Origin of the sequence: Streptomyces sp. UG1 (assembly GCF_049974585.1) — a bacterium.
Lineage (GTDB): Bacteria > Actinomycetota > Actinomycetes > Streptomycetales > Streptomycetaceae > Streptomyces.
Genome location: NZ_JBNGGG010000018.1, coordinates 94,964 through 119,420, shown reverse-complemented (window position 1 = coordinate 119,420; position 24,457 = coordinate 94,964). Strand labels below are relative to the sequence as shown.

The 24,457-nt window shown below is 72.0% G+C and carries 28 protein-coding genes and 2 pseudogenes; 19 read left to right on the top strand and 11 right to left on the bottom strand.

Going from position 1 to position 24,457, the window contains the following annotated elements; all coding sequences use genetic code 11:
• Positions 1-50 precede the first annotated feature (50 nt).
• Both ACP4J3_RS21330 and ACP4J3_RS21325 read left to right on the top strand, forming a co-directional pair.
• Positions 51-305, top strand: coding sequence for a DUF1049 domain-containing protein (locus ACP4J3_RS21330; protein ID WP_426536731.1), 255 nt, complete (start codon positions 51-53; stop codon positions 303-305).
• A gap of 59 nt (positions 306-364) precedes the next feature.
• Positions 365-931, top strand: coding sequence for a GNAT family N-acetyltransferase (locus ACP4J3_RS21325; RefSeq protein ID WP_426536729.1), 567 nt, complete (start codon positions 365-367; stop codon positions 929-931).
• Here the strand turns inward: ACP4J3_RS21325 and ACP4J3_RS21320 are convergent.
• Positions 922-1,269 carry a VOC family protein gene (locus tag ACP4J3_RS21320; RefSeq protein ID WP_426536727.1) on the bottom strand — a complete coding sequence of 116 codons (348 nt, stop codon included), beginning with the start codon at positions 1,267-1,269 and terminating at the stop codon, positions 922-924. The two genes, ACP4J3_RS21325 and ACP4J3_RS21320, sit on opposite strands and share 10 nt — an antisense overlap.
• Positions 1,270-1,366: 97 nt before the next feature.
• Here ACP4J3_RS21320 and ACP4J3_RS21315 point away from each other — a divergent pair, with 97 nt between their 5' ends.
• Both ACP4J3_RS21315 and ACP4J3_RS21310 read left to right on the top strand, forming a co-directional pair.
• Positions 1,367-1,795 carry a phage holin family protein gene (locus ACP4J3_RS21315; RefSeq protein ID WP_426536725.1) on the top strand — a complete coding sequence of 143 codons (429 nt, stop codon included), beginning with the start codon at positions 1,367-1,369 and terminating at the stop codon, positions 1,793-1,795.
• Positions 1,796-1,801: 6 nt separating this feature from the next.
• Complete coding sequence (locus ACP4J3_RS21310) at positions 1,802-2,860, top strand: SDR family oxidoreductase (RefSeq protein ID WP_426536723.1); 1,059 nt, start codon at positions 1,802-1,804, stop codon at positions 2,858-2,860.
• Between the two features lie 229 nt (positions 2,861-3,089).
• Here ACP4J3_RS21310 and ACP4J3_RS21305 read toward each other — a convergent pair whose 3' ends face one another.
• Positions 3,090-4,181, bottom strand: coding sequence for an enolase C-terminal domain-like protein (locus tag ACP4J3_RS21305; RefSeq protein WP_426536721.1), 1,092 nt, complete (start codon positions 4,179-4,181; stop codon positions 3,090-3,092).
• Between the two features lie 188 nt (positions 4,182-4,369).
• On the opposite strand from ACP4J3_RS21305, the gene ACP4J3_RS21300 reads away from it, so the two are divergent.
• The 11 genes and pseudogenes from ACP4J3_RS21300 (at position 4,370) to ACP4J3_RS21250 (ending at position 12,242) form a co-directional block, all read left to right on the top strand.
• The gene (locus ACP4J3_RS21300; protein WP_426536719.1) at positions 4,370-5,857 is read left to right on the top strand and encodes an FAD-dependent oxidoreductase; all 1,488 of its coding nucleotides are present in this window, start codon (positions 4,370-4,372) and stop codon (positions 5,855-5,857) included.
• Positions 5,854-7,704, top strand: a complete 1,851-nt coding sequence (locus ACP4J3_RS21295) for a transketolase (RefSeq protein ID WP_426536717.1) — start codon at positions 5,854-5,856, stop codon at positions 7,702-7,704. The genes ACP4J3_RS21300 and ACP4J3_RS21295 overlap by 4 nt, the downstream gene beginning before the upstream one ends.
• A complete protein-coding gene (ligD, locus tag ACP4J3_RS21290; RefSeq protein ID WP_426536715.1) occupies positions 7,701-8,639 on the top strand; it encodes a non-homologous end-joining DNA ligase in 939 nt (312 codons plus the stop codon). Before ACP4J3_RS21295 ends, ligD begins: the two co-directional genes overlap by 4 nt.
• Before the next feature lie 52 nt (positions 8,640-8,691).
• On the top strand, positions 8,692-9,021 hold the full coding sequence (locus ACP4J3_RS21285) for a gas vesicle protein (protein ID WP_426536713.1): 330 nt from the start codon (positions 8,692-8,694) through the stop codon (positions 9,019-9,021).
• A gap of 43 nt (positions 9,022-9,064) precedes the next feature.
• Positions 9,065-9,490: a gas vesicle structural protein GvpA gene (locus ACP4J3_RS21280; protein ID WP_426536711.1), complete on the top strand. Its 426-nt coding sequence runs from the start codon at positions 9,065-9,067 to the stop codon at positions 9,488-9,490.
• The gene (locus ACP4J3_RS21275) at positions 9,487-10,266 is read left to right on the top strand and encodes a GvpL/GvpF family gas vesicle protein (RefSeq protein ID WP_426536709.1); all 780 of its coding nucleotides are present in this window, start codon (positions 9,487-9,489) and stop codon (positions 10,264-10,266) included. The genes ACP4J3_RS21280 and ACP4J3_RS21275 overlap by 4 nt, the downstream gene beginning before the upstream one ends.
• 6 nt (positions 10,267-10,272) lie before the next feature.
• Positions 10,273-10,536, top strand: a pseudogene (locus ACP4J3_RS21270) (gas vesicle protein GvpG); the annotation flags it as partial.
• A 137-nt stretch (positions 10,537-10,673) separates the two neighbouring features.
• Complete coding sequence (locus ACP4J3_RS21265) at positions 10,674-11,000, top strand: gas vesicle protein (protein ID WP_426536707.1); 327 nt, start codon at positions 10,674-10,676, stop codon at positions 10,998-11,000.
• Entirely contained in the window at positions 10,997-11,776 is a 780-nt protein-coding gene (locus tag ACP4J3_RS21260; protein WP_426536705.1) for a GvpL/GvpF family gas vesicle protein, read from the top strand. The genes ACP4J3_RS21265 and ACP4J3_RS21260 overlap by 4 nt, the downstream gene beginning before the upstream one ends.
• Positions 11,773-11,961 carry a gas vesicle protein gene (locus ACP4J3_RS21255; protein WP_426536703.1) on the top strand — a complete coding sequence of 63 codons (189 nt, stop codon included), beginning with the start codon at positions 11,773-11,775 and terminating at the stop codon, positions 11,959-11,961. The genes ACP4J3_RS21260 and ACP4J3_RS21255 overlap by 4 nt, the downstream gene beginning before the upstream one ends.
• Positions 11,958-12,242: a gas vesicle protein K gene (locus tag ACP4J3_RS21250; protein WP_426536701.1), complete on the top strand. Its 285-nt coding sequence runs from the start codon at positions 11,958-11,960 to the stop codon at positions 12,240-12,242. The genes ACP4J3_RS21255 and ACP4J3_RS21250 overlap by 4 nt, the downstream gene beginning before the upstream one ends.
• A 26-nt stretch (positions 12,243-12,268) precedes the next feature.
• Here ACP4J3_RS21250 and ACP4J3_RS21245 read toward each other — a convergent pair whose 3' ends face one another.
• The 3 genes and pseudogenes from ACP4J3_RS21245 to ACP4J3_RS21235 all read right to left on the bottom strand — a co-directional run bounded on the left by ACP4J3_RS21245 (position 12,269) and on the right by ACP4J3_RS21235 (position 14,719).
• The gene (locus ACP4J3_RS21245; protein ID WP_426536699.1) at positions 12,269-12,439 is read right to left on the bottom strand and encodes a hydrophobic protein; all 171 of its coding nucleotides are present in this window, start codon (positions 12,437-12,439) and stop codon (positions 12,269-12,271) included.
• A gap of 41 nt (positions 12,440-12,480) precedes the next feature.
• Positions 12,481-13,302 carry a methyltransferase domain-containing protein gene (locus ACP4J3_RS21240; protein WP_426536697.1) on the bottom strand — a complete coding sequence of 274 codons (822 nt, stop codon included), beginning with the start codon at positions 13,300-13,302 and terminating at the stop codon, positions 12,481-12,483.
• A 67-nt stretch (positions 13,303-13,369) separates the two neighbouring features.
• A pseudogene (locus ACP4J3_RS21235) lies at positions 13,370-14,719 on the bottom strand (phosphatase PAP2 family protein).
• 72 nt (positions 14,720-14,791) lie between these two features.
• On the opposite strand from ACP4J3_RS21235, the gene ACP4J3_RS21230 reads away from it, so the two are divergent.
• Both ACP4J3_RS21230 and ACP4J3_RS21225 read left to right on the top strand, forming a co-directional pair.
• On the top strand, positions 14,792-15,457 hold the full coding sequence (locus tag ACP4J3_RS21230) for a histidine phosphatase family protein (protein ID WP_426536695.1): 666 nt from the start codon (positions 14,792-14,794) through the stop codon (positions 15,455-15,457).
• A gap of 135 nt (positions 15,458-15,592) precedes the next feature.
• Positions 15,593-17,212: an ABC-F family ATP-binding cassette domain-containing protein gene (locus ACP4J3_RS21225; RefSeq protein ID WP_426536693.1), complete on the top strand. Its 1,620-nt coding sequence runs from the start codon at positions 15,593-15,595 to the stop codon at positions 17,210-17,212.
• A 19-nt stretch (positions 17,213-17,231) separates the two neighbouring features.
• Here the strand turns inward: ACP4J3_RS21225 and ACP4J3_RS21220 are convergent, their stop codons facing one another.
• Entirely contained in the window at positions 17,232-18,338 is a 1,107-nt protein-coding gene (locus ACP4J3_RS21220; protein WP_426536691.1) for a Vms1/Ankzf1 family peptidyl-tRNA hydrolase, read from the bottom strand.
• Positions 18,339-18,397: 59 nt separating this feature from the next.
• Here ACP4J3_RS21220 and ACP4J3_RS21215 point away from each other — a divergent pair, with 59 nt between their 5' ends.
• Positions 18,398-18,685: a DUF6158 family protein gene (locus ACP4J3_RS21215; protein ID WP_426536689.1), complete on the top strand. Its 288-nt coding sequence runs from the start codon at positions 18,398-18,400 to the stop codon at positions 18,683-18,685.
• Positions 18,686-18,785: 100 nt separating this feature from the next.
• On the opposite strand, the gene ACP4J3_RS21210 is transcribed toward ACP4J3_RS21215, so the two are convergent.
• The 4 genes from ACP4J3_RS21210 to ACP4J3_RS21195 are packed head-to-tail and all read right to left on the bottom strand — an operon-like array spanning position 18,786 to position 22,349.
• On the bottom strand, positions 18,786-20,879 hold the full coding sequence (locus tag ACP4J3_RS21210; protein ID WP_426536687.1) for a catalase: 2,094 nt from the start codon (positions 20,877-20,879) through the stop codon (positions 18,786-18,788).
• Positions 20,879-21,430: a type 1 glutamine amidotransferase domain-containing protein gene (locus ACP4J3_RS21205; RefSeq protein WP_426536685.1), complete on the bottom strand. Its 552-nt coding sequence runs from the start codon at positions 21,428-21,430 to the stop codon at positions 20,879-20,881. The genes ACP4J3_RS21210 and ACP4J3_RS21205 overlap by 1 nt, the downstream gene beginning before the upstream one ends.
• Before the next feature lie 58 nt (positions 21,431-21,488).
• Positions 21,489-21,908 (bottom strand): CBS domain-containing protein, encoded by a 420-nt coding sequence (locus tag ACP4J3_RS21200; protein ID WP_426536683.1) that lies wholly within the window; start codon positions 21,906-21,908, stop codon positions 21,489-21,491.
• A gap of 33 nt (positions 21,909-21,941) precedes the next feature.
• On the bottom strand, positions 21,942-22,349 hold the full coding sequence (locus ACP4J3_RS21195) for a DUF2795 domain-containing protein (protein WP_426536681.1): 408 nt from the start codon (positions 22,347-22,349) through the stop codon (positions 21,942-21,944).
• Between the two features lie 129 nt (positions 22,350-22,478).
• Here ACP4J3_RS21195 and ACP4J3_RS21190 point away from each other — a divergent pair, with 129 nt between their 5' ends.
• Positions 22,479-22,610: a hypothetical protein gene (locus ACP4J3_RS21190; protein WP_426536679.1), complete on the top strand. Its 132-nt coding sequence runs from the start codon at positions 22,479-22,481 to the stop codon at positions 22,608-22,610.
• 21 nt (positions 22,611-22,631) lie between these two features.
• Here the strand turns inward: ACP4J3_RS21190 and ACP4J3_RS21185 are convergent, their stop codons facing one another.
• Positions 22,632-24,434, bottom strand: a complete 1,803-nt coding sequence (locus tag ACP4J3_RS21185; RefSeq protein WP_426536677.1) for a thiamine pyrophosphate-requiring protein — start codon at positions 24,432-24,434, stop codon at positions 22,632-22,634.
• Positions 24,435-24,457 lie beyond the last annotated feature (23 nt).

Genomic DNA, 24,457 nt, shown 5'->3' with positions numbered 1-24,457 from the left:
GCGGGTCGCTCACCGTGCGTGATCGCGTCCGCGGGAGCATCCTTGGTGGTATGACCCCGAAGACGTCGCAGAAGGGCACGAGGGCCCGCGGGAGGCGCGGTGGCCTGGCCGAGGCGATGACCCCGGCCAGGGTCACCGTGCTGGTGCTCGCCGTCCTCGCCCTGATCTTCATCTTCGAGAACACCCGCGAGACCGAGATCCGGCTGCTGGTCCCCCTGGTGACGATGCCCCTGTGGCTGGCGCTGCTCGCCATGGGCCTCATCGGCGCGCTGTTCGGCGCGTACTTCATGAGCAGGCGCCGCTAGGGGGTGCATCGAAGGTCCCGTCCGGTGGATCCGGCTCCGGCGGGCCGTAGGCTGGCAGGATGCCGCACCCCGCGTCCCGCTACCTCGCCGAAGGCCCCCGCGTGGGCATACGTCACTTCACCTACGAGGACGGCGCCGAGTTCACCGCGTGTGCCCGCGCGAGCAAGGAACTGCACCAGCCGTGGCTCTTCCCGCCGGACAGCCCCGCCGCCTATGCCGCCTATGCCGGGCGGCTGATCGAGGATCCGACCAAGGCGGGGTTCCTGGTCTGCGCCAAGGAGGACGGCGGGGGCATCGCCGGGTTCATCAACATCAACAACATCGTCGAGGGCGCCTTCCAGAGCGGCGCCCTCGGCTACGGCGCCTTCGCACACGCGGCCGGGCGCGGGCTGATGCGGGAGGGCCTCGACCTGGTGGTCGGCCACGCCTTCGGGCCGATGCGGCTGCACCGGCTGGAGATCAACGTCCAGCCGGCCAACACCGCCTCCATCGCCCTCGCCCGCGCCTGCGGCTTCCGCCTGGAGGGCTTCTCGCCGGGCTTGCTCTTCATCGACGGGGCCTGGCGCGATCACGAACGGTGGGCGATCACCGCCGAGATGCGGGCGGCTGAGTCGGCTCAGGCCTGACGGTCCACGTACTCGTAGATCATCCCGTCCGGGTGCATCGCGATCAGATTGCGGCCCGCCGGTGTCGGGAGCGGCCCCGCGACGATGTGCGCGCCCATCTCGCTGAGCACCTTGTGGGCCTCCTCCACGTCGGTGACGGCGATGGTCGCCGCCACCTTGCGCAGCACCTCCAGCTCGGCCTGAGGGCCGCTCATCAGCAGGAAACAGCCGACCGCGGCCACCTGCACGCCACCGCGTTCGAAGCGGAGTGCTGTGCCGCCCGCAAGGCGTTCGTAGAAGGGGACCGCGGCCTCCAGATCATCGACGCACACGCGCAGCGTGGCTCCCAGAATGTCCATGTGGAGAGCCTAGTTGGGCCCGGCCGGGAACGGAGATCGTTTCACGTGATCCCCTCACTCCCCGTTATGCGTACGGCCGCACGGGTACCCGGCCGCCATGGATCGCTTGGATCATCTTGAGCATCTGGACAGGGAACTGGTCGACGAGCTGGCACAGGTGGCCCGCGAGACCGTACGCGACGAGCTGCGCGAGCAGACGCGCAGGCAGCGCCGCCGCGCCACGCTCTACGCGGCGTCCGGCGCCGTCGCCCTCTACGCGGGCGCGGCCCTCGCGCTCGCGCTGGGGCTCGGCCTCGCCGCCGGGCTGCCGGACTGGGCCGCCGCGCTGATCACCGCGGTGATCCTGGGCGCGGTGGCGTACGTGCTGCGCGGCGCGGCACGGCCGACGGCGGAGCACCGCGCCGGGACCGCCGCGCAGATGCCGTATCCGCCGATGCCGTCCGCGGCGCCGACGACGGATGCCGGGGCCCAGGTGCCGCCGCGTCCCGACGACATCGACCCCGAGCAGCCGCACCACCGGGCGTGACGCGCCATGCGCACGTCGTGGGAGAGGGCCCTGCCGGGGCACGGCAGGGCGGTCGTGGTGACGGGGGCCAGTGGCGGTGTGGGCCGGGCCGCGGCCCTCGCCTTCGCCGCGCGGGGCGACCGGGTCGCCCTGCTGGCCCGGGGGCGCGAGGGCCTCGCCGCGGCGGCGGACGAGGTGCAGCGGGCCGGCGGTGAGGCACTCGCCGTCACCGTGGACATGGCCGACGCCAAGGCCGTCGACGACGCGGCCCAGCAGGTCGCCGACGCGTTCGGGCGCATCGACGTCTGGGTCAACAACGCCTTCACCGGGATCTACGCGCCGTTCACCGAGATCAGCCCGGACGAGTTCCGGCGGGTGACCGAAGTGACGTACCTGGGCTATGTGTTCGGCACCCGGGCCGCCCTGCGCCACATGCTGCCGCGCGACCGGGGCACGGTCGTGCAGGTCGGGTCGGCGCTCGCCTACCGGGGAATCCCGCTGCAGTCGGCCTATTGCGGGGCCAAGCACGCCATTCAGGGGTTCAACGAGTCCCTGCGGTGCGAACTGCTCCACGAGGGGAGCCGGGTGCGGACGACGATGGTGCAGCTTCCGGCCGTCAACACCCCGCAGTTCGACTGGGTGCTGAACCGGCTGCCGGGACGCGCCCGGCCGGTGCCGCCGGTGTTCCAGCCGGAGGTGGCCGCGCGGGCGATCGTGCACGCGGCCGGGCACGGTCGGCGGCGGGAGTACTGGGTCGGCGGTGCCACCGCGGCGACGCTGCTCGCCAACGCGGTCGCGCCCGGGCTGCTGGACCGCTACCTGGCGCGAACCGGGTTCGAGGCGCAGCAGGACGGGGGCAGGACCGGACCGGCCGGGCCGGGCAATCTGTGGACGCCGGCGGACGGGCCGCACGGGCGGGACTTCGGAGCGCACGGGCGCTTCGACGAGGAGGCGGTGGGAGGCGGCCCGCAGGAGTGGGCGTCGCGCAACCGCACGCGGGTGGGGGCGGGGATCCTGGCCGGAGGGCTGGGGGCCGTGATGACCGCTGGGCTGCGCCGGCGGGGGCGGCTGTCGAGGCGGGGATGATTGCGCCTCGAGGTCGACGCGGGGCTGATTCCGCCTCGCGGCTGATTGCGCCTCGCGCCTCGCGGTGCCGCCGTCACCCCCGGTGGCGACGCTCATGGCCCTTCCCCTGGCGGCCCTTGTCTGTCCTCCTCGTCTCCTCGTCTTCGACGGCTGGGAGACAGTGGCCACACAAGCGTCGTCCGTGGGTGTGGTGCGCGGAGCTGGTACTGCCGCTACTGCTCCACGACCCTCACGCCACCCGGTACTGCTCCACCTCCTCCGCCCGCAGCGTCAGCCCGTGGCCGAGGCCCTGGGTCGGGGCGATCGTGCCGCCCGTCGGGTCCAGGACGCCCGCGAAGAACATGTCCTCGATGCGGACGTGGTCGTGGAACCACTCGACGTGCCGGAGGTTGGGGAGCGCGGCGGACGCGGCGGCGTGGGCGTGCGGGGCGCAGTGGGCCGAGACGTCCAGGCCGTGCGCCTGGGCGAGGGCGGCGGCGCGCAGGAACTCGGTGAGGCCGCCGCACCGGGTGGCGTCGATCTGGAGGCAGTCGACCGCGCCCGCGGCGATCATGCGGGCGAAGTACGGGAGGTCGTAGCCGTACTCGCCGGCCGCGACATCGCAGGGCACGGTGTCACGGACCAGGCGCAGCCCCGTCAGGTCGTCCGACGACACCGGCTCCTCGAACCAGCCGACGCCGTACTCGGTGAGCGCCTGGCCCACCCGGACCGCCTGCTTGCGGGTGTAGGCGCCGTTGGCGTCCACGTACAACTCGGCCCCGGCGCCGATCACTTCCCGTGCCGCCTGCACCCGGGCCACATCGCGCTCGACCGCACGGCCCCAGTCCTCGCCGATCTTGATCTTCACGCGCGGGATGTGCTGACCGTGCACCCAGCCGTTCAACTGTGCGGCCAGATGGGTGTCCTGGTACGTGGTGAAGCCCCCGCTGCCGTACACGGGCACGCGCTCGCGGCAGGCGCCCAGCAGCCGGGCCAGCGGCAGTTCCAGGATGCGGGCCTTGAGGTCCCACAGGGCGATGTCCAGCGCCGAGATCGCACACGCGGCGATCCCCGGCCGCCCGGCGTTGCGGACCGCGCGGCACATCGCGTCGTGCGCGGCCGGGATGTCCAGGGCGCCGCGGCCCTCGACCAGCGCGGCGAGATGGTCACGCAGGAAGTCGCCCACCGCCACCGGGCCGTACGTCCAGCCCGTGCCGGTCACGTCGCCCGCCGTCACCTCGGCGATCACCACGGTCGTGGCGTTCCAGGCGAGGGTGCCGTCCGCCTCGGGGGCGTCGGTGGGCACCGTGTAGACGGATATCACGGGCAGGTGGAGTTTCATGATGAGGGCCGGGACTCCTCGCTCGCCAAGACGTGCACGGCGACCGGGTACCCGCAGACCCTGCACGAAACCGGACCGGCCCCGTCCGGCGTGCCGGAGGGACGAGGCTGTCCGGGCGCACGTTTGGCGGTCATGACCTGGGGGACGCGGAAGGCTCCCGAGGTACGCGACAGCGCCGGAGGTCCACCGTGAGCCGACCCCGCATCGTGATCGTCGGAGCCGGATTCGCCGGGTACCGGGCGGCCCGCACCCTGTCCCGGCTCATCCGGCGCAAGGCCGAGATCACCCTGCTGAACCCGACCGACTACTTTCTGTATCTACCCCTGCTGCCCCAGGTCGCCGCAGGCATCCTGGAGCCACGCCGGGTGACCGTCTCGCTCTCCGGCACTCTGCCGGACGTACGGCTCGTGCTGGGCGAGGCCGGAAGCATCGACCTCGACGGGCACATCGTGCACTACACAGGACCCGAGGGCGACGCCGGGACCCTGTCCTTCGACCGGCTGATCCTGGCCGCGGGCAGCGTCAACAGGCTGCTGCCCATCCCCGGCGTCGCCGAGCACGCGCACGGCTTCCGCGGTCTGCCCGAGGCGCTGTATCTGCGGGACCACGTCACCCGGCAGATGGAGCTGGCCACCGCGGCCGACGACCCCGGGAGCTGCGCGGCGCGCTGCACCTTCGTCGTGGTCGGCGCCGGCTACACCGGAACCGAGGTCGCCGCGCAGGGCAAGCTCTTCACCGACTCCCAGGTGCGCAGGCGTCCCCTGCGGGCCGGGATGCGGCCGCGCTGGCTGCTGCTCGACATCGCCGGGCGCGTTCTGCCCGAGCTGGACGAGCGGCTGTCGCGCACGGCCGACCGGGTGCTGCGCCGGCGCGGCGTCGAGGTGCGGATGGGGACCTCCGTGAAGGAGGCCACGCACCGCGGGGTGCTGCTGACCGACGGCGAGTTCGTCGACACCCGCACGCTGGTGTGGTGCGTCGGCGTACGGCCCGATCCGCTCGCCGAGTCCCTCGGACTGCCCATGGAGCGGGGCCGGCTGCTCGTCGACCCCTACCTCCGGGTGCCGGGCCGGCCCGAGCTGTTCGCCGCCGGCGACGCGGCCGCCGTGCCGGACCTGGAGAAGCCCGGCGCGTACACGCCGATGACCGCCCAGCACGCCTGGCGGCAGGGCAGGACCGTGGCGCACAACGTCGCCGCCTCCCTGGGCCTGGGCGAGCGCCGCGTCCACCGCCACCGCGACCTGGGCTTCGTCGTCGACCTCGGCGGCGTCAAGGCGGCCGCCAACCCGCTCGGCGTCCATCTGTCCGGCGTGGCGGCGGCCGCGGCCGCCCGCGGCTACCACCTCGCCGCGATGCCCGGCAACCGCGTCCGCGTCGCCGCCGACTGGCTCCTGGACGCCGTACTGCCCCGCCAGGCCGTGCAGTTGGGCCTCGTACGGTCGTGGTCGGTACCGCTGGACACGGATTCACCGGAGCTGCCCCGGGTGCCGGGCGGGCCCGAGCGGGACCGGCCCGGTGGCGGTCAACCCTCCAAGGGCCCCGAAGCCCTCGACCCCGTCCAGGACCCCGACGCCGCCACCCACGCCGAACCCCCCGGCCCCGTGAAGGAGACGGACCTCCCGACGGGCCACGAGCCGCCGCGGCCGCAGTCCCCCGACTCCCCGGAAGGAGACACATGAACACCGCCGAACTGACCGAGCTCGCCCAGCAGTTGCGGGTGGACAGCGTGCGGGCCTCCGCCGCCGCGGGGTCGGGGCATCCGACGTCGTCCATGTCCGCCGCGGAGCTGATGGCCGTACTCCTCGCCCGGCACCTGCGCTACGACTTCGAGCGGCCCGAACATCCGGGCAACGATCGGTTCGTGCTGTCCAAGGGGCATGCCACGCCCCTGCTGTACTCCGCCTTCAAGGCCGTCGGCGCCATCGACGACGGCGAGCTGCTCACCTTCCGCAGCGTCGGCAGCCGGCTCGAAGGGCATCCCACCCCGCGCCGGGTGCCGTGGGTGGAGACCGCGTCCGGCTCGCTGGGGCAGGGGCTGCCGATCGGCGTCGGCATCGCACTGGCCGGGAAGCGGCTGGAGCGGACCAGGTATCGCGTATGGGTGCTGTGCGGGGACAGCGAGCTCGCCGAGGGCTCCATGTGGGAGGCAGCCGAGCACGCGGCGTACGAGCACCTGGACAATCTCACCGCCGTCGTGGACGTCAACCGGCTGGGCCAGCGCGGCCCCACCCGGCACGGCCACGACCTCGACGCCTACGCCCGCCGCTTCCAGGCCTTCGGCTGGCACACCGCCGAGGTCGACGGGCATGACGTCGACGCCGTCGACCGCGCGTACGGGGAGGCCGAGTCCACCACCGGACAGCCCACCGTGATCCTCGCCCGCACCCTCAAGGGCAAGGGCGTCGAGGGCGTCCAGGACCGTGAGGGACTGCACGGCAAGCCGCTGCCGGACGCCGACGAGGCCATCGCCGAGCTCGGCGGACCGCGCGATGCGCGCGTGCGGGTGCACGAGCCGCCGGCGACGCGCATGCTGCACGCCGTGCGCGCCGGACACATCGAGCTCCCGCGCTGGGAGAAGGGCGGGGACGACGTCGCCACCCGCGACGCCTACGGCAAGGCGCTCACCGCCGTCGGCACCGGTCGCGGCGATGTCGTCGCCCTCGACGGCGAGGTCAGCGACTCCACGCGCGCGGAGTTCTTCGCCAAGGAACACCCCGAGCGGTTCTTCGAGTGCTACATCGCCGAGCAGCAGATGGTCGCCGCGGCGGTGGGGCTGGCGACGCGCGGCTGGGTGCCGTACGCCTCCACCTTCGCCGCCTTCCTCACCCGTGCCCACGACTTCGTGCGCATGGCGTCCGTCAGCGGCGTCGGCGTCAACCTGGTCGGCTCGCACGCCGGTGTCGCCATCGGGCAGGACGGGCCCAGCCAGATGGGCCTGGAGGACCTGGCGATGATGCGGGCCGTGCACGGCTCGACCGTGCTGTACCCGTGCGACGCCAACCAGACCGCGCGGCTCGTCGCCACCATGGCGGGGCTGGACGGCATCCGCTATCTGCGCACCTCGCGCGGCGCCGGCCCGGTGATCTACGGCCCCGACGAGGAGTTCCCCGTCGGTGGCAGCAAGGTCCTGCGCGCCAGTGAGTACGACCGGCTGACCGTCGTCGCGGCCGGCGTCACCGTGCACGAGGCGCTCGCCGCCGCCGACGCCCTGGACGGCGAGGGCATCCAGGTCAGGGTCATCGACCTGTACTCCGTCAAGCCCGTCGACCGGGAGACCCTGCGCCGGGCCGCCGAGGACACCGGCTGCCTGCTCACCGTGGAGGACCACCACGAGGAGGGCGGCATCGGTGACGCCGTCATCGACGCCTTCCTCGACGGCCGCCCGACGCCGCGCCTGGTGCGGCTCGCCGTGCGCATGATGCCGGGCTCGGCCTCCCCGGACGAGCAACTGCACGCCGCGGGCATCGACGCCATGTCCATCGCCGCCGCCGGGCGGCTGCTGGTGGAGGAGGCGGTCGTACGGTGACGCGCGACGACGCCACGAGGAAGGTGCGGGCCGGCCGCCGTACGGTCGAGGTCAAGCGTGTCGACAAGGTGCTCTTTCCCGGTGACGGGGGCGCGAAGGAATACACCAAGGGCGATCTCGTCGACTACTACCGGTCCGTCGCCGAGTTCATGCTGCCGCATCTGCGGGGCCGGCCGCTGATGCTGGAGCGGCACCCCGACGGCCTCGACGGCGAGAAGTTCATGCAGAAGAACACCCCGGAGTACTACCCGGACTGGATCACCCGCGTCGAGCTGCCCAAGGAGGACGGCACCGTCTGCCACACGGTGTGCGACGACACCGCCACCCTCGTCTACCTCGCCGACCAGGCCTGCCTCACCCTGCACCGCTTCCTCTCCCGGGTCGGCAGCGTCGACAGGCCCGACCGGATGGTCTTCGACCTCGATCCGGCCGACGACGACTTCGAGCAGGTGAGGGAGGCGGCCGTGCTGCTCGGTGAGCTGCTCGACGAGCTGAAGCTGCCGTCGGCGCCGATGACCACCGGCTCGCGCGGGCTGCATGTCGTCGTGCCGCTGACCGGGAATCAAGACTTCGATGACGTACGGGACTTCGGCAAGGACGTGGCCGAACTCCTCGCCTCGTCCCACCCTGACCGGCTCACCACCGCCGCCCGCAAGAAGGACCGCGGCGATCGTCTCTACCTCGACGTGCAGCGCAACGCCTACGCCCAGACGGCGGTCGTGCCCTACACCGTCCGCGCCCGCCCCGGCGCCCCGGTTGCCACGCCCCTCGCCTGGTCCGAGCTGGACGACCCGGACCTGGACGCCCGCCGCTGGAGCATCGCCAACGCGCTCGAACAGGCCCGCACCGCCCCCTGGTCGGGCGTGATGAGCCGAGGCCGGGCCCTCGGTCCGGCACGGCGCAGGCTCGACGCGCTGCGTGGCCGTAGCAACTAGATTCGTGGGTTTGGTCAACTCCCCCTGGGTCACACGACGTTCGAGGGAGCCCATGACCGATTCACACCACACCCCCACATCCGGACAGAATTCAGACGGGGCGGACGGCAGGCCCGGCCCCATGGAAGTGCTGCGTCAGGCGCGCACGGAGCTCACCGAACTGCTCGGCATGACCGCCGAGACCGTGTCGTCCTTCGAACAGACCGAGGGCGGCTGGACGTTGGAGATCGAGGTCCTGGAACTGGCCCGAGTCCCCGACACCATGAGCCTGCTGGCGAGCTACCGGGTCGAACTCGGCCCGGACGGCCGTCTCACCGCCTACCGGCGCCTTCGCCGCTACGAGCGCGGGCGGTCCGACGCACACCGGCCCGGCGGCCACTAGGCCGTCCGTCACGCCCCCGCACCGAGAAGGAGGGACGGTCCCCATGACCGTGGTCCCCGCACAGCAGACGACAAGGGGTGGAGGCACCAGCGGCCTCTACGACGTGCTCGAACTCATCCTGGACAGGGGCCTGGTCATCGATGCCTTCGTACGGGTCTCCCTGGTCGGCATCGAGATCCTGAAGATCGACGTCCGTGTCGTCGTGGCCAGCGTCGACACGTATCTGCGCTTCGCCGAGGCGTGCAACCGGCTCGACCTTGAGACCGGGCCCAGCAAGAGCCCCGGTCTGCCCGACGTCGTCGGCGAGGTCACCGAGTCCGGCGCGCGTGGCAAGTCCAAGGGGGTGCTGTCCGGAGCCGCCGACACCATCTCCGACGCACTCAAGGGGTCTCGTGAAGAGGGCGAGGAGCAACCCAGGCATCGCTCCCGCAAGTCCACCACGACGCGCAGGAAGGAGGAGCAGGAGTGAGCACGTACGTGTACGGCATCACCGCGAGCTCTCATCCCGCGCCGCCCAAGGGCATGGGCGGCGTCGGCGACCCCTCCCGGCCGGTGCGCGTGCTGGCGGAGGGCGAACTCGCCGCTCTCGTCAGCGACGCGCCCGAGGGGCTGCGGCCCAAGCGCAGGGAACTGCTCGCCCACGCCGGCGTGCTCGCCGAGGCGGGCGAAGCCGGCTGCGTACTGCCCATGCGGTTCGGCAGCGTCGCCCCCGACGACGACACCGTCACCGCGGTCCTCGCCGAGCGCGCCGAGCACTACAAGGAGCGACTGACGGCCCTGGACGGCAAGGTGGAGTACAACGTCAAGGCGTCCCACGCCGAGGAGGCCGTCCTGCACCGCGTGCTCGCCGAGAACCCCGAGATCCGGGCCATGACCGAGGCCAACCGGCAGGCCGGCGGCGGCAGCTACCAGCAGCGGCTGCAACTGGGCGAGATGGTCGTCGCCGCCGTCAAGGCCCAGGAGGCCGAGGACGCGACCGATGTACGGCACACCCTGCAACCGGCCGCGGAGGCGGTCAGCGTGGGCGCCGAGTCCACCGGCTGCCTGGCCAACGTGTCGTTCCTGGTGGACCGCGACGGAGCCGAGACCTTCCTCACCGCGGTGGAACAGCTCCGCCAGGGCCATCCGCACCTCGAACTGCGCGTCAACGGCCCGCTCCCGCCGTACAGCTTCGTCGAACCGGGGCCCGCCGAGCCGCCCGCGGGCATCACCGCGATACAGAGCGCGCAGAGCGCGCAGGAGTGAGGCTCGGTGGGACTGATCGGAGAGGTGCTGATGCTGCCGTTCGCCCCGGTGCGCGGCAGCGCATGGGTGATCGGACAGGTGCTGGCGGAGGCGGAACGCCGCCACCGCGACCCCGCCGTGGTGCGCGCCGAACTGGCCGCGCTGGAGGAGCGGTTGACGGCGGGCGAGATCGACGAGGAGGAGTTCGAGCGCCGGGAGGACGAACTCCTGGACCGCCTGGAGGCCGGCCTGCGCACCGGCTACGGCGAGATCCTCGGCCACGGGGACGGGGTGGCGGAGTGGGGCGAGGAGGCGTACGAAGGAGAAGGGGGCGACGAGGGCGAGGACAACGGCCGGTATCCGGACGACGACACAGAGGAACCGGAGCCCGGGGACGAGGCCCGGTACGCGGACGGAGGGAGCCGACGATGACCACTCCCGGCCGGCTGCCCCAGCCGTACGGCCACGACGGCGGCGCCAACCTCGCCGACATCCTGGAGCGGGTGCTCGACAAGGGCGTGGTCATCGCGGGCGACATCCGGATCAATCTGCTCGACATCGAACTCCTCACCGTCAAGCTCCGCCTCGTCGTCGCCTCGGTCGACAAGGCGAAGGAGATGGGCATCGACTGGTGGGAGGACGACCCGGCGCTGTCCTCGCGCGCCCACCGCAACGAACTCGCCCGGGAGAACGCCGAGTTGCGCGAGCGACTGGCCGCGCTGGAGCCCGCCCGGCAGCAGGAGGAGGCCCCATGACCGGACTGCGCTACGTCTACGCCGTGTGCCGCCCCTTCCGCTCCGCCCTCCAGGCGCAGCTCACCGGGGTGGCCGGGGCGCCGCCGAAGCAGCTCACCCACCACGGCCTGGTCGCCGTCGTCGGTACGGTGCCGGAGGCGGACTTCGCCGAGGAGCCGCTGCGCGCCCATCTGGAGGACCTGGACTGGCTCACCGCGACGGCCCGCGCCCATCAGCAGGTCATCGACGCGCTCACGGCCGTCACCACACCGCTGCCGCTGCGGCTGGCCACCGTGTTCCGGGACGACAGCGGCGTACGGACCATGATGGAGGCCCGCGAGGAGGACTTCCGGCGCGTCCTGGACAAGCTGGAGGGGCGGGTGGAGTGGGGCGTCAAGGTGTACGCCGAGACGGAGGCCGCCAAGACCGGCCGGGCGGAGCCGGAGACCGCCCTGTCGGGCCGTGACTATCTGCGCCGGCGCCGAATGCAGACCCGCGCCCGTGAGGACGTGTGGCAGCACGCCACCGCATTCGCCGGAAAGCTGCACGAGAAGCTTTCCGCATTCGCCGAGGATTCCCGGCTGCACGCGCCGCAGAGCGCCGCGCTTTCCGGTGCCTCCGGGCAGAATGTGCTCAACGCCGCCTATCTGGTGCCGCGCGCGGATTCCGAGGAATTCGTGGAACTGGTGGACCGGGAGAAGGACGGCGCCCCCGGAATACGCGTCGAGCTCACCGGACCCTGGGCGGCGTATTCCTTCACCGGGGAGTTCGCGGAGGAATCGGAGGTGGAGCGGTGACCGTCGTCGAACGCCGCGAGGTCGCCCTCGTGGACCTGCTCGACCGGCTGCTCGCCGGGGGCGTCGTCGTCGCGGGGGACATCACCCTGCGCATCGCCGACGTCGACCTCGTCCGCATCGACCTGAACGCGCTGATCAGCTCCGTCAACGAGCAGGTCCCGTCGCCCTGGGGGGAGCTGCCATGACATCACGCCGAAGCCGAGTGGACCTCGACCCCGACACCGTGGAGCGCGACCTCGTCAAACTCGTCCTGACGGTCGTGGAGCTGCTCCGCCAGCTCATGGAGCGCCAGGCGCTGCGCCGCTTCGACGAGGGCGATCTGAGCGAGGAGCAGGAGGAGCGGATCGGGCTGACGCTGATGCTGCTGGAGGAGCGCATGGCCGAGCTGCGCGAGCGCTACGGACTGCGGCCCGAGGACCTGAACCTGGACCTCGGGCCGCTGGGACACCTGCTTCCCAGGAGCTGACATTGCTTCCCAGGGGTGAAATCAACTCACCACCGATACCAGCGGCCCCTGCCTCCCGCCGCGGTCGTGCCACGCATCAGGAAACCCAGAAGCCACACCACGAGAACCGCGATCGCGATCCACCACAGAACCTCCAGCGCGAATCCGGCACCGAAGAGAATCACGGCAAGTAGCAGGACGAGCAGAATGGGAACCATAGTCCAACCTCCTGCTCGCCGGGTTTCCAGAAATGCGCGATTCAGGCTCCCTTGCGGCACAGAATCTCTCCGTGCAGGACACTGAACCAGCCGTCGTCCCGCCGCCCCCACTCCCGCCAGGCCTCCGACACGGCCCGCAACCGCTCGGCCGTGGCGTGCCCGCCCTCCGTGGCCCGCTCGGCATACGCCGAGGCCAGCGTGCGATCCGCCCACAGCCCGCTCCACCAGGCCCGCTCCTCGGGCGTCGAGAAGGTCCAGGTGCTCGACGTGGCCGTGATGTCCGTGAGCCCCGCGCGCAGCGCCCAGGACTTCAGGCGGCGCCCGGCGTCCGGTTCGCCGCCGTTGGCGCGGGCGACCCGGCGGTACAGGTCGAGCCAGTCGTCCATGCCCTCGGATGCCGGGTACCAGGTCATGGCGGCGTAGTCCGAGTCGCGGACCGCGATGAAGCCACCGGGCCTGGTGACCCGGCTCATCTCGCGCAGCGCGGCCACCGGGTCGCCCACGTGCTGCAGCACCTGGTGGGCGTGGACCACGCAGAACGTGTCGTCGGGGAAGTCCAGCGCGTGCGCGTCGGCGACCGCGAAGTCCACGTTGGCCAGGCCTCGCCCGTCGGCCGTGGCCCGGGCCTGCTCCAGGATGCCGGGCGCCCGGTCGACGCCGGTGACCCGGCCGTCGGGGACCAGGGCCGCCAGGTCGGCGGTGATCGTGCCGGGGCCGCAGCCGACGTCCAGGATCCTCATGTGCGGCTTGAGCGAGCTGAGCAGATAGGCCGCCGAGTTGGCGGCGGTGCGCCAGGTGTGCGAACGCAGTACGGACTCGTGGTGCCCGTGCGTGTAGACAGCATTCTCCTGTGCCTTCGACATGCTCGACACCATACGCCCGCATGTCGAATATTGAGACCTGCGTTTTGCCATGTGGACTGACGGCTTATCAGAAGCCGGTCTGCAGCGGACGGTGGACCGTCAGGGCCTCCGGCACCTTCTCCAAGGTCACCTCGCCCCCGACCTCGGTGACTTCACCGTCGTAGGCGAGCAGCGCCCCCGGAGTGACGGCCGTCAGGCGCAGCGCGGGACGGCGGCCGCCGTGCACCACCCGTACGTCGAGCACGTCGTCCGCGAGATCGAGCCGGCGGGCGGGGGCGAGGCCCAGCCGGTGGTAGGTGCCGTTCCCGGCGAACAGCAGCCACAACGGGTGGGCGCGGCCGGCCACTTCGGCGTGCAGCGGGTGCCGTTCGCTGCGCAGCACGCGCAGGGCCGCGAGCACCCCGGCGGGCCAGGAGCCGATCCGGCGCGAGAAGCGGTCCTGCTTGCACGCCAGTTCGGGTTGTATGCCCGATAGTTGGATTAGCACTGCGTACAGCGTCCGGAGGGACGTGCCACGCGGGCCGACGGCTTCTGTCGCTCAGCACCAGGGCACGAAGGCGACTGGCTCACACCTCCTGAGCAACGCTCAGGCTCGCTCGGCCAGTCAGAGACGCTGCAGGTGTTGAGGAAGTTGCTCTGCTTCCCGGCGCAGGTGAACCGGCCGATGTTCACACGGACGTCGGCCGGTTCGCACTTGACGACCTCGGCGCACCAGCGTGCCCAGCAGGCCATGCACCCGGTCAGCGGTGCTCTACCCCTTGTTGGCCACCACGATCAGACCGTCCCCGTCCGGCAGCGCCGGAACATCCGTACGGGGCCGGGCCGGCGGGACCACCCGGTGCCGGGTAGGCACCATGCCCCGTACGGCGAACGCGGCAGCCGCGCCCAGCGCCGCGCCCGCCAGCACATCGCTGGGGAAGTGCACGCCCGTGTACACGCGCGACAGCGCGACCGACCAGGCGACCGGGGCCACCACCACGCCCCAACCGGGCGACTCCAGGGCCACCCCGGTGGTGAACGCGGCCGCGGACGCGGCGTGCCCGGACGGGAACGAGGTGGTGATCGGCTGCCGTTTGAGCTGCCGGACCATCGGTACCGGATCCAGCAGCGGGCGGGGACGGCGCACCGACCGCTTGCCGAGCGTGTTGATGGTCAGTGAGGCCAGGCTCAACGAGGCGACCCCGCGCACCGCGGCCCGGCGGGCCCGGGGCGTGCGGCTCGCCGCGATCGCGGCGGCCGCCGCGAACCACAGCACCCCGTGGTTCGCGCTCCGGCTCAGCCTCGGCAGGATCGGCTCGGCGTACGGCCAGTGCCGCTCGGCGGCGAACTCGAAAAGCCGGGAGTCGAGCGAGAGGAGCCGGTCGCGCAGGGCATGCCGGCCGGGCTTGGGGACGGTGAGGTCGACATCTGGACTCATACAGGGCTGGGTACCCTGAAGTGGCCGATTGCTGTCCGTCCGGCCGTGACCGACACACGGAGGAACCCGTACATGCGCCTGCTCCTCATCCGCCACGGCCAGACCCCGACCAACGTGGACTACCTGCTGGACACGGCCGCTCCCGGCCCCGGACTGACCGCACTGGGCACCGAGCAGGCCGCCGCCCTGCCCGCGGCGCTGGCCGGCGAGGACATCGAGGCGATCTACGCGTCCACGCTGATCCGCACCCAGCTCACCGCCGCGCCGCTGGCCGCGGTCCGCGGCCTCGACGTGATCGTCCGCGACGGCATCCGGGAGGTGTCCGCGGGCGACCTGGAGATGCTGCCCGGTGACACGGAGGCCGGGCACACCTACATGAAGACGGTGTTCGCCTGGGCGGCGGGTGACACGGGGCTGCGGATGCCGGGCGGCGAGAGCGGCGTCGAGGCGCTGGGGCGCTATGACGCCGTGGTGGCCGAGGCGGCGGCCTCCGGCGGTGGGGCCGGGACTGTTGCGCTCGTCAGTCATGGTGCCGCGATTCGGATGTGGACGGCGGCGCGGGCGGACAATGTGGATGTCGCGTTTGCTGCGGCCCATCCTCTGGCTAACACCGGGGTGGTGGTACTTGAAGGGGCGCCTGGGGAGGGGTGGAAGGTGCTGTCGTGGGCGGGGGCGGTTGTGGCCCCTGCGGGGGAGAGTGGGCCGGCGGGGCAGGTTGTGGACGGGGATGCGCCGTAGGGGTGCGTGTGTGGTGCCGGGTGCGGGTTCGCTTGGGCTGGTCGCGCAGTTCCCCGCGCCCCTTAGGGCATAGGGGCGTCCGGCGTCATGAATAACTGTTTGCCTGGGCTCTCCCGCCCCTGCACAATCCGCTGCATGGGACATCTGGAAGCCGCGCACCTCGAGTACTACCTCCCCGACGGGAGGGCGTTGCTCGGCGACGTGTCCTTTCGGGTGGGCGAAGGGGCCGCCGTGGCGCTGGTCGGGCCCAACGGGGCCGGTAAGACGACGCTGCTGCGGCTGATCTCCGGTGAGCTGAAGCCGCACGGCGGCACGGTCACCGTCAGCGGCGGCCTGGGGGTGATGCGGCAGTTCGTGGGGTCCGTACGGGACGAGACGACCGTACGCGATCTGCTCGTGTCGGTCGCGCCGCCCCGGATCCGCGAGGCCGCGCGGGCCGTGGACGCCGCCGAGCACGCCATCATGACCGTCGACGACGAGGCCGCCCAGCTCAAGTACGCGCAGGCGCTCGCCGACTGGGCCGAGGCGCGGGGCTACGAGGCCGAGACGCTGTGGGACATGTGCACCACGGCCGCGCTCGGCGTGCCGTACGAGAAGGCGCAGTGGCGGCAGGTGCGCACCCTGTCCGGCGGTGAGCAGAAGCGGCTGGTGCTGGAGGCGCTGCTGCGCGGCACGGACGAGGTGCTGCTGCTCGACGAGCCGGACAACTACCTCGACGTGCCCGGCAAGCGCTGGCTGGAGGAGCGGCTGAAGGAGACCCGCAAGACGGTGCTCTTCGTCTCCCACGACCGCGAACTCCTCGCCCGCGCCGCCGAGAAGATCGTGTCGGTGGAGCCCTCGCCGGCCGGTGCCGACGCCTGGGTGCACGGCGGCGGCTTCGCGACGTATCACCAGGCGCGGCGCGAACGCTTCGCCCGATTCGAGGAGTTGCGCAAACGCTGGGACGAGAAGCACGCCCAGCTCAAGAAGCTGGTGCTGACCCTGCGTCAAGCCGCCGAGAACAGCGCCGACATGGCCTCCCGCTACCGCGCCGCCCAGACCCGGCTGCGCAAGTTCGAGGAGGCCGGGCCGCCGCCGGAGCCGCCGCGCGAGCAGGACATCAGGATGCGGCTCAAGGGCGGCCGCACCGGCATGCGGGCCGTCACCTGCGAGGGGCTGGAGCTCACGGGGCTGATGAAGCCGTTCTCGCTGGAGGTCTTCTACGGCGAGCGGGTCGCCGTCCTGGGCTCCAACGGCTCCGGCAAGTCGCACTTCCTGCGCCTGCTGGCGGGCGACGACGTGGCGCACTCGGGAGCGTGGAAGCTGGGCGCGCGGGTGGTGCCCGGGCACTTCGCGCAGACGCACGCGCACCCCGAGCTGATCGGCCGGACCCTGCTGGACATCCTGTGGAAGGAGCACGCCCAGGACCGGGGCGCCGCGATGTCCCGGCTGCGCCGCTACGAGCTGACCCAGCAGGCCGAGCAGACCTTCGACCGGCTCTCGGGCGGGCAGCAGGCCCGCTTCCAGATCCTGCTGCTGGAGCTGGAGGGCGCCACGGCCCTCCTGCTGGACGAGCCGACCGACAACCTCGACCTGGAGTCCGCCGAGGCCCTCCAGGAGGGCCTTGAGTCCTTCGAGGGCACGGTGCTGGCCGTCACCCACGACCGCTGGTTCGCCCGCTCCTTCGACCGCTATCTGGTCTTCGGCAGCGACGGGCGGGTACGGGAGACGGCCGAGCCGGTGTGGGACGAGCGGCGGGTGCAGCGGGCGCGGTAGGAGCCACGCCGAGCGCGGCTCACGTCCAGCGCAGCAGGGCTCCCAGCCCGCCCGCCGGATCCGCGGCCGGGTCCGCCGCGGTGACCGACACGGCCGCCGCGCCGGTCGCCACCGCCGAGCGGATCAGGGCGTCGTCGGCGCGGGCCGGCCAGGAGTGCTGCTCGCCGAGGACCTTCAGGTCCGTGCGGCGCACCGCCAACTGGTCCGGGTCCTCGCCGATCCACACCTCGCGGTGGGCGTCGGGGCCGTCCGGACGGATCAGCAGCTCGTCGATACGGTGCTCACGGGCGGCCTCCACCAGCGCGGGCACGCCCTCCACCGCTCCGGCGCGCCCCTCGGGACCCGGTTCGCGGGCCGCCAGGAACCGCTCCAGCTCCCGCGCCGCCCGCTGCCGTACATGCTCGGCCCGGGCCCGTTCGACGTCCTCGTCCAGCAGCCTGCTGCCGGTGCCGTGCGAGGCCTCGACCACCAGGTCGTCCAGGCGCTGCGGCAGCCGCTCGCGCACGGTGCGCCGCTCCCGGTCGTCACCGACGAGAATCAGCAGGTCGGCGCGGGTCTCCTCCTGGCAGACGGAGAGCGCGTCGGCGATCTCGGCGGCGTTGTGCTCCCAGGTGTTCTCCACCTTGAGCTGGAAGTGCCGCTCGGACCAGTCGGCCGTGCTCGTACGGTGCACCGGATGCTGCCGGCCGGAGACCTCCCCGACGTCCTGCCAGCCCAGCGCGGTGCGCAGCTCGAAGGCGGCGCCCCTGCGGTCGACGTAGGCCACCACGCAGACCGGGTCCTCGCCGGCCAGCTCCAGCAGTGGCGCGGTGTGCGGCAGCGGGGCCCAGTGGGCGCTGTCGCGCAGCGGGGCGTGGGCCAGCGGCGGGTCCAGGACCACCTCACCCGCACGGGCGAAGATCGCGCGGCCGTGCGGCTCGGAAGAGTGCTCCAGTTCCTCCAGCGCAGTCCGTACGGCCTGGCAGGTCGCGTCGTCTGCGCCCTGCTCGGCCAGCTCCCGGGACAGGGCCTGAGCGGTCAGGTGCCGCTCCTGGGGCGTGGCCTCCGTGTGCCGGGAGGTGCCGACGTATACGGAGGCCCATGGCCCGGGGTGTTCGTACAGTGGATGCAGGAACTCGAGATCCATCGCTGTCTCCCGTACGCCGCTCGGGGGCTGTGTGCTCAACGGGCGGGTACCCGGACCGCATGAATGAACACGACGAGCGGGGCACCACCATGACCGGAGTCGACCCTGGCCGGCTGGACGACCAACAGCTCATGAAAGAGCTGGAGACCATCCACCGGACGCGCCACGACACGCTGCTGTACGGCTCGAACGACGCGCTGCGGGCCCACAACGAACGGATGGCGCAGTTGGAGGGCGAGTACCTGCGCCGCAATCCACGCCGCACCGTCGCCGCGGGGCGGACCCGCGACGGCGCCCGCGACCGGGCCGCCCCGTGCAGCCCGACGCCCACCGCGCCGCCGGGGTGACGGCCCGGGAACGGGCGCGTCCCGAGAGAGGTTGCGGCGCTGGGCCGCACGGGCGCATCCCCGGAACGGACGCGGCCCTGGGAACCGGGCCCCGGTGGGCTCAGTGGCGCACCGGGGGGCGGTCCCAGTGGCGGTGGGACGACAGGGCCGCGGTGAAGGCCCGCAGGAACTCCTCGCCCGCCGGGCCCGGTGAGGTGTCCGACACCACGCCGTGGTCGCTCACCGGGTGGTGGAACTCGGCGGACAGCCGTACGCCCGTCAGCTCCAGGGACGACAGGACCCCCACGCCGGAGCCGAGCGCGCCGACCGGCTTGCCGTGCCGGTAGGCGTCCCGCAGGAAGCGCATCGCCTCCGAGTCGGCGGCCGTGGCCGGGGTGCCCACCGGGCCGCCCGGCAGCAGCACCGCGTCGTACAGCACGGAGGCGACCGTCGGCAGCGCGCGGTCCACCGCGAACCGCTCACCGTCCGCACCGGTCACCGCGCCGTCCGCCGCGGCCAGCGCCTCGACGACCGCGCCCTCGGCCGTGAGCGCCTCACGCACCGACGTGATCTGCGTGGTGTCGACGCCGTCGGCGACGAGGACCGCGATCTGCCGGGTGCGCACCGAGCCGTCACCGGGCAGCGCCTCCAGGCTCAGCGCCGGGGAGGACAGCTTGTCGGCCGCCTCCGCGGCGGACGGCTCGGGCACCCCGACGCCGCGCGCGACCTGGGTCGCCAGGTCGCCGTTCACCTTGGCGAGATGCTCGACCGTACGGGCCCGCACCGTCATCGAGCCGACCTTGCCGAGCTCGAACCGGAAGGCTGCGACGATGTGCTCCTTCTCCCAGTCCGCCATGCTGTTCCAGAACATCGCGGCCTGGCTGTAGTGGTCCTGGAAACTCGCGCTGCGCCGCCGGATCTTGGCGCCGTCGACCCGCTCCGCGTAGTGCGTGTAGGCGGTGCCGTCGACGCCGGCGTGCGCGGGGCAGCCGCCGCCCAGGGAGTTCGGGAAGTAGTTCGTGCCCCGGTGGAGCGCGCCCTGGTGGTAGCCGTCGCGCTGGTTCGTGCGGACCTCCGCCACCGGCCGGTTCACCGGAAGCTGAGCGAAGTTGGGGCCGCCGAGGCGGATCAACTGGGTGTCCAGGTAGGAGAAGTTGCGGGCCTGGAGCAGCGGGTCGTTGGTGAAGTCGATGCCGGGGACGACGTTCGCCGTGTGGAAGGCGACCTGCTCGGTCTCGGCGAAGAAGTTCTCCGGGTTGCGGTCCAGCACCATCCGGCCGATCGGCCGTACCGGCACCTGCTCCTCCGGAATGATCTTCGTGGCGTCGAGCAGATCGAAGTCGAAGGCGAACTCGTCCTCCTCCGGCACCAGTTGCACGCCCAGCTCCCACTCGGGGTACTCACCGGCCTCGATCGCGTCCCACAGATCACGCCGGTTGTAGTCCGGGTCACGGCCCTGGCACTCCTGCGCCTCGTCCCACACCAGCGAGTGCACGCCCAGCTTCGGCTTCCAGTGGAACTTCACGAACGTGCCGCGCCCCTCGGCGTTGACGAACCGGAAGGTGTGCACACCGAAGCCCTGCATCATGCGGTAGCTGCGCGGGATCGCCCGGTCCGACATCAGCCACATCATCATGTGCATCGTCTCGGGCTGCAGCGACACGAAGTCCCACAGAGTGTCGTGCGCGGACGCCCCGGTGGGGATGTCGTTGTGCGGCTCGGGCTTGAGCGCGTGCACGAAGTCGGGGAACTTGATGCCGTCCTGGATGAAGAAGACCGGCATATTGTTGCCGACGAGGTCGTAGTTCCCCTCCGACGTGTAGAACTTGGTCGCGAACCCGCGCACGTCCCGCACGGTGTCCGCCGATCCCCTCGGACCCTGCACCGTGGAGAACCGCACGAACACCGGGGTCCGCACCGACGGATCCTGCAGGAAGGCCGCGCGGGTGAACTCCGCGCAGGACTCGTACGGTTCGAAATAGCCGTACGCTCCAGCGCCCCGCGCGTGCACCACCCGCTCGGGGATCCGCTCGTGGTCGAAGTGGGTGAGCTTCTCCCGGAAGTGGAAGTCCTCCATCAGCGTCGGCCCGCGTTCGCCGCCGGCGAGCGAGTCGTCGGTGTGGTCGACCTCCACGCCCTGGTCGGTGGTGAGCGGACCGCCCGCCGGGTCGTCCGCCCGGAAGAACTCCCGCTGCTCCTGCTTGCGGTCTGCCATCAGACTGCCTCCTTCGACGCCCTGGCGAACACGTCGAGGAACGTCGCGCAGAACGCCTTCAGATCGTCCGGCTTACGGCTGGTGACCAGCCTGTTCGGTCCGTGGTCGCAGATGCGCACCTGTTCGTCGACCCAGGTGCCGCCCGCGTTGCGGATATCCGTCTGCAGGCTAGGCCAGGAGGTCAGCACCCGGCCGCGTACGACGTCGGCCTCCACCAGCGTCCACGCGGCGTGGCAGATCGCCGCGACGGGCAGGCCCCGCTCGAAGAAGTCCCGCACGAAGGCGACGGCCTTGCGGTTCGTGCGCAGATAGTCGGGGTTGGCGACCCCGCCGGGCAGGACCAGCCCGCCGAAGGAGCCGGCCGACGTCTCGCCCACGACCTCCTGCACGGGGAACTTGTCCGCCTTGTCGAGATGGTGGAACGCCTGGATCGAGCCCGGCCTGGTCGACACGAGCACCGGTTCGTGCCCCGCGTCCACCACCGCCCGCCACGGAGCGGTGAGCTCGACCTGCTCGACGCCCTCGGGCGCGGTCAGAAAAGCGATACGCATGATGTCCCTGCGTCCTTCCGTCATCGGTCTTGCGTCATCCCCGTCATCGGTCCTTGCGTCATCCGTCCGGGGCGGCGCGGCTGATCTCGGCCAGTGCCGAGCCGGGATCCCGGGCCTCGGCCAGGTCCCCGAGGCTGACCACACCGACCGGCAGGCCGTCCTCGATGACCGGCAGCCGCCGGACGGCGTGCTCGCGCATCAGCGCGACCGCGACCGACAGCCGCTCGCCCGGTCCGATCACCACCGGGTCCCGGGTGCACAGTGCCCCGGCGCTCACCGTCAGCGGATCGGCGCCGTCGGCGACCGCGCGCACCGTGATGTCACGGTCGGTGAGCACACCCAGCACATCCTGTCCGTCGGCCACGACCACATCGCCGATGCCCTGCGCCCGCATGAGCTGCGCCGCCTCGACGAGCGAGGCGTCCGGGCGCACGGCGACGACGCCGGCCGTCATGGCGTCCCTCACGAATTCGGCCATCGCCGGCCCTCCTGCACCGCCCGCTCCGGGCTGCTAGGCGTTCCTCCGCATCGAGCGCGGCCGGCCCTCCCCGGTCAGGTCCTCGGCCAGTTCCTGCACATTGGTGTAGCGCGTCCCGCGCGGCAGCCGCTCCAACGACTCGATGAGGGCGTCGGGCGCATACCCGCGGCGCAGCTCACTGATCAGGTCCCGGGGGCTCGCCGGGAAGGCGCCGCGGCCCAGGATCCGCGCCAGCTCCAGCCGGACCGTCTCCAACGATGTCGCCGACGGCCCCGGCCATCCCACCGGCCCGCCCGCGACCTGCGGATCGTCCTCGGCGGACGGCTCCGGATCGTGCCACTCCTCGGTCCGCGTGGGGTGCCCCGACCGCAGCAGTCCCTGGAGCTCGTGCTTCATCTCGTCGTCGCGGTGAACACTCAGCCGGTCACTGCCTCGCTGCATGACTCCCTCCAGCTCTTCGGGGGTGCGCACCGCGTACCCGATGCGAAGGAGCCGACACAGGGTTTGCCCTCCTGAAGACGGGTGACCCGGCCCTCCCCCCCCGCGCACATCCTGGGGAAGGACCAGGCCATGGCACTGCTCGCTGTGCTCCTCCCACTCCTGATGCTCGGCGTGGTGCTGGCACTGGGGCGTTACGAGGAACTGCTGCTCCCACGGGAGAAGGACGAGGACCGGCCCGAAGGCGCGGCGCTGGGGCACTGACAGGGCAGGGAGCGGCGGCCGTCAGTCCCGCCTCTTCTCCCGCCCCGGCAGGAACTCCTGCACCTTCGCCTTGAACCCCTGCCGGACCATCGACCCCCGGTCCGCGTCACCCTTCAGGATCGACGCGGCCGTCGCCTCCATCTGCTCCCAGGTGGCGTGCGGCGGGATCGGCGGTACGGCAGGATCCGTGAGGAACTCGACGACCGCGGGGCCGTCCGCCTCCAGGCCCGCGCGCCAGCCGGACTCGACGTCCTCGGGCTTCTCCACGCGGATGCCGGTCAGCCCCAGGGAGCGGGCGAAGGCGGCGTACTGCACGTCGGGGATCTCCTGGGACGGCAGGAAGGAGGGGGCGCCCTCCATGGCGCGCATCTCCCAGGTGACCTGGTTGAGGTCGTGGTTGTTGAACACGCCCACGACCAGGCGCGGGTCCTCCCACAGGTCCTTGTACTTCGCGGCCGTGATCAGCTCCGCCAGCCCGTTCATCTGCATCGCCCCGTCCCCGACCAGCGCGATCGCCGGGCGGTCCGGGTGGGCGAACTTGGCGCCGATCGCGTACGGCACACCGCAGCCCATCGTCGCCAGCGTCCCCGACAGTGATGCGCGCATGCCGGGCCGCATGGTCAGATGGCGGGCGTACCAGTTGGCCGCCGAGCCCGAGTCCGAGGAGACGATCGCGTCGGCCGGCAGCAGCGGGTCCAGGGCACGGGCGACGTACTCCGGGTTGATCGGGTCGGCCGACAGATGCGCCCGCCGCTCCATCACCTCGCGCCAGCGCACCACGTTGTCGCACACCGTGTCGTACCACTCGCGGCCCCGCTCCTCCGACTCGATCAGCGGGATCAGCCGCTGCAGCGTCGCCCTGGCGTCGCCGACGAGATTCACCTCGTACGGATACCGCATCCCGACCATGTGCGGATCGATGTCGATCTGCACCCCCCGCGCCTTGCCGAACTCCGGCAGGAACTGCGTGTACGGGAAGGACGACCCGATGGTCAGCAACGTGTCGCAGTCCCGCATGAGTTCATACGACGGACGGGTGCCCAGCAGGCCGATCGCGCCGGTGACATACGGCAGCTCGTCGCTCAGGACGTCCTTGCCGAGGAGGGCCTTCGCCACCCCGGCGCCCAGCAGTTCGGCGATCCGCTCCACCTCGTCCCGCGCGCCGGACGCGCCCTGGCCGGCCAGGATCGCGACCTTGTCACCGGAGTTGAGGATCTCCGCCGCCCTGCGGACCGACTCGTCCGAGGGGACCGCCGTCCAGGAACTGCGGTCCAGGCTGGACGGCACCATCTTGAACTCGTGCGTGGGCGGCGCGTAGTCCAGCTCCTGGACATCGCCCGGGATGATGACCGCCGTGGGCGCGCGGCGCGCGTAGGCGGTGCGGATCGCCCGGTCCAGCACGTTCGGCAACTGCTCGGGGACCGTCACCGTCTCCACGAAGTCCGAGGCGACGTCCTTGAACAGCGTGTGCAGATCCACCTCCTGCTGGTACGAGCCGCCCATCGCGGAGCGGTGCGTCTGGCCGACGATCGCCAGCACCGGGACGTGGTCGAGCTTGGCGTCGTACAGGCCGTTCAGAAGGTGGATCGCGCCGGGGCCGGACGTCGCCGCGCACACTCCGAGACGGCCGCTGAACTTGGCGTAGCCGACCGCCTGGAACGCGGACATCTCCTCGTGCCGGGACTGGATGAAACGGGGCTCGTTCTCGGCTCGGCCCCAGGCCGCGAGCAGGCCGTTGATGCCGTCGCCGGGATAGCCGAAGACATGATCCACACCCCACTCGCGCAGGCGCTGCAGGACGTGGTCGGCGACCTTGGTGCTCATGCGGGACCTCCTGGTTCCGAGGG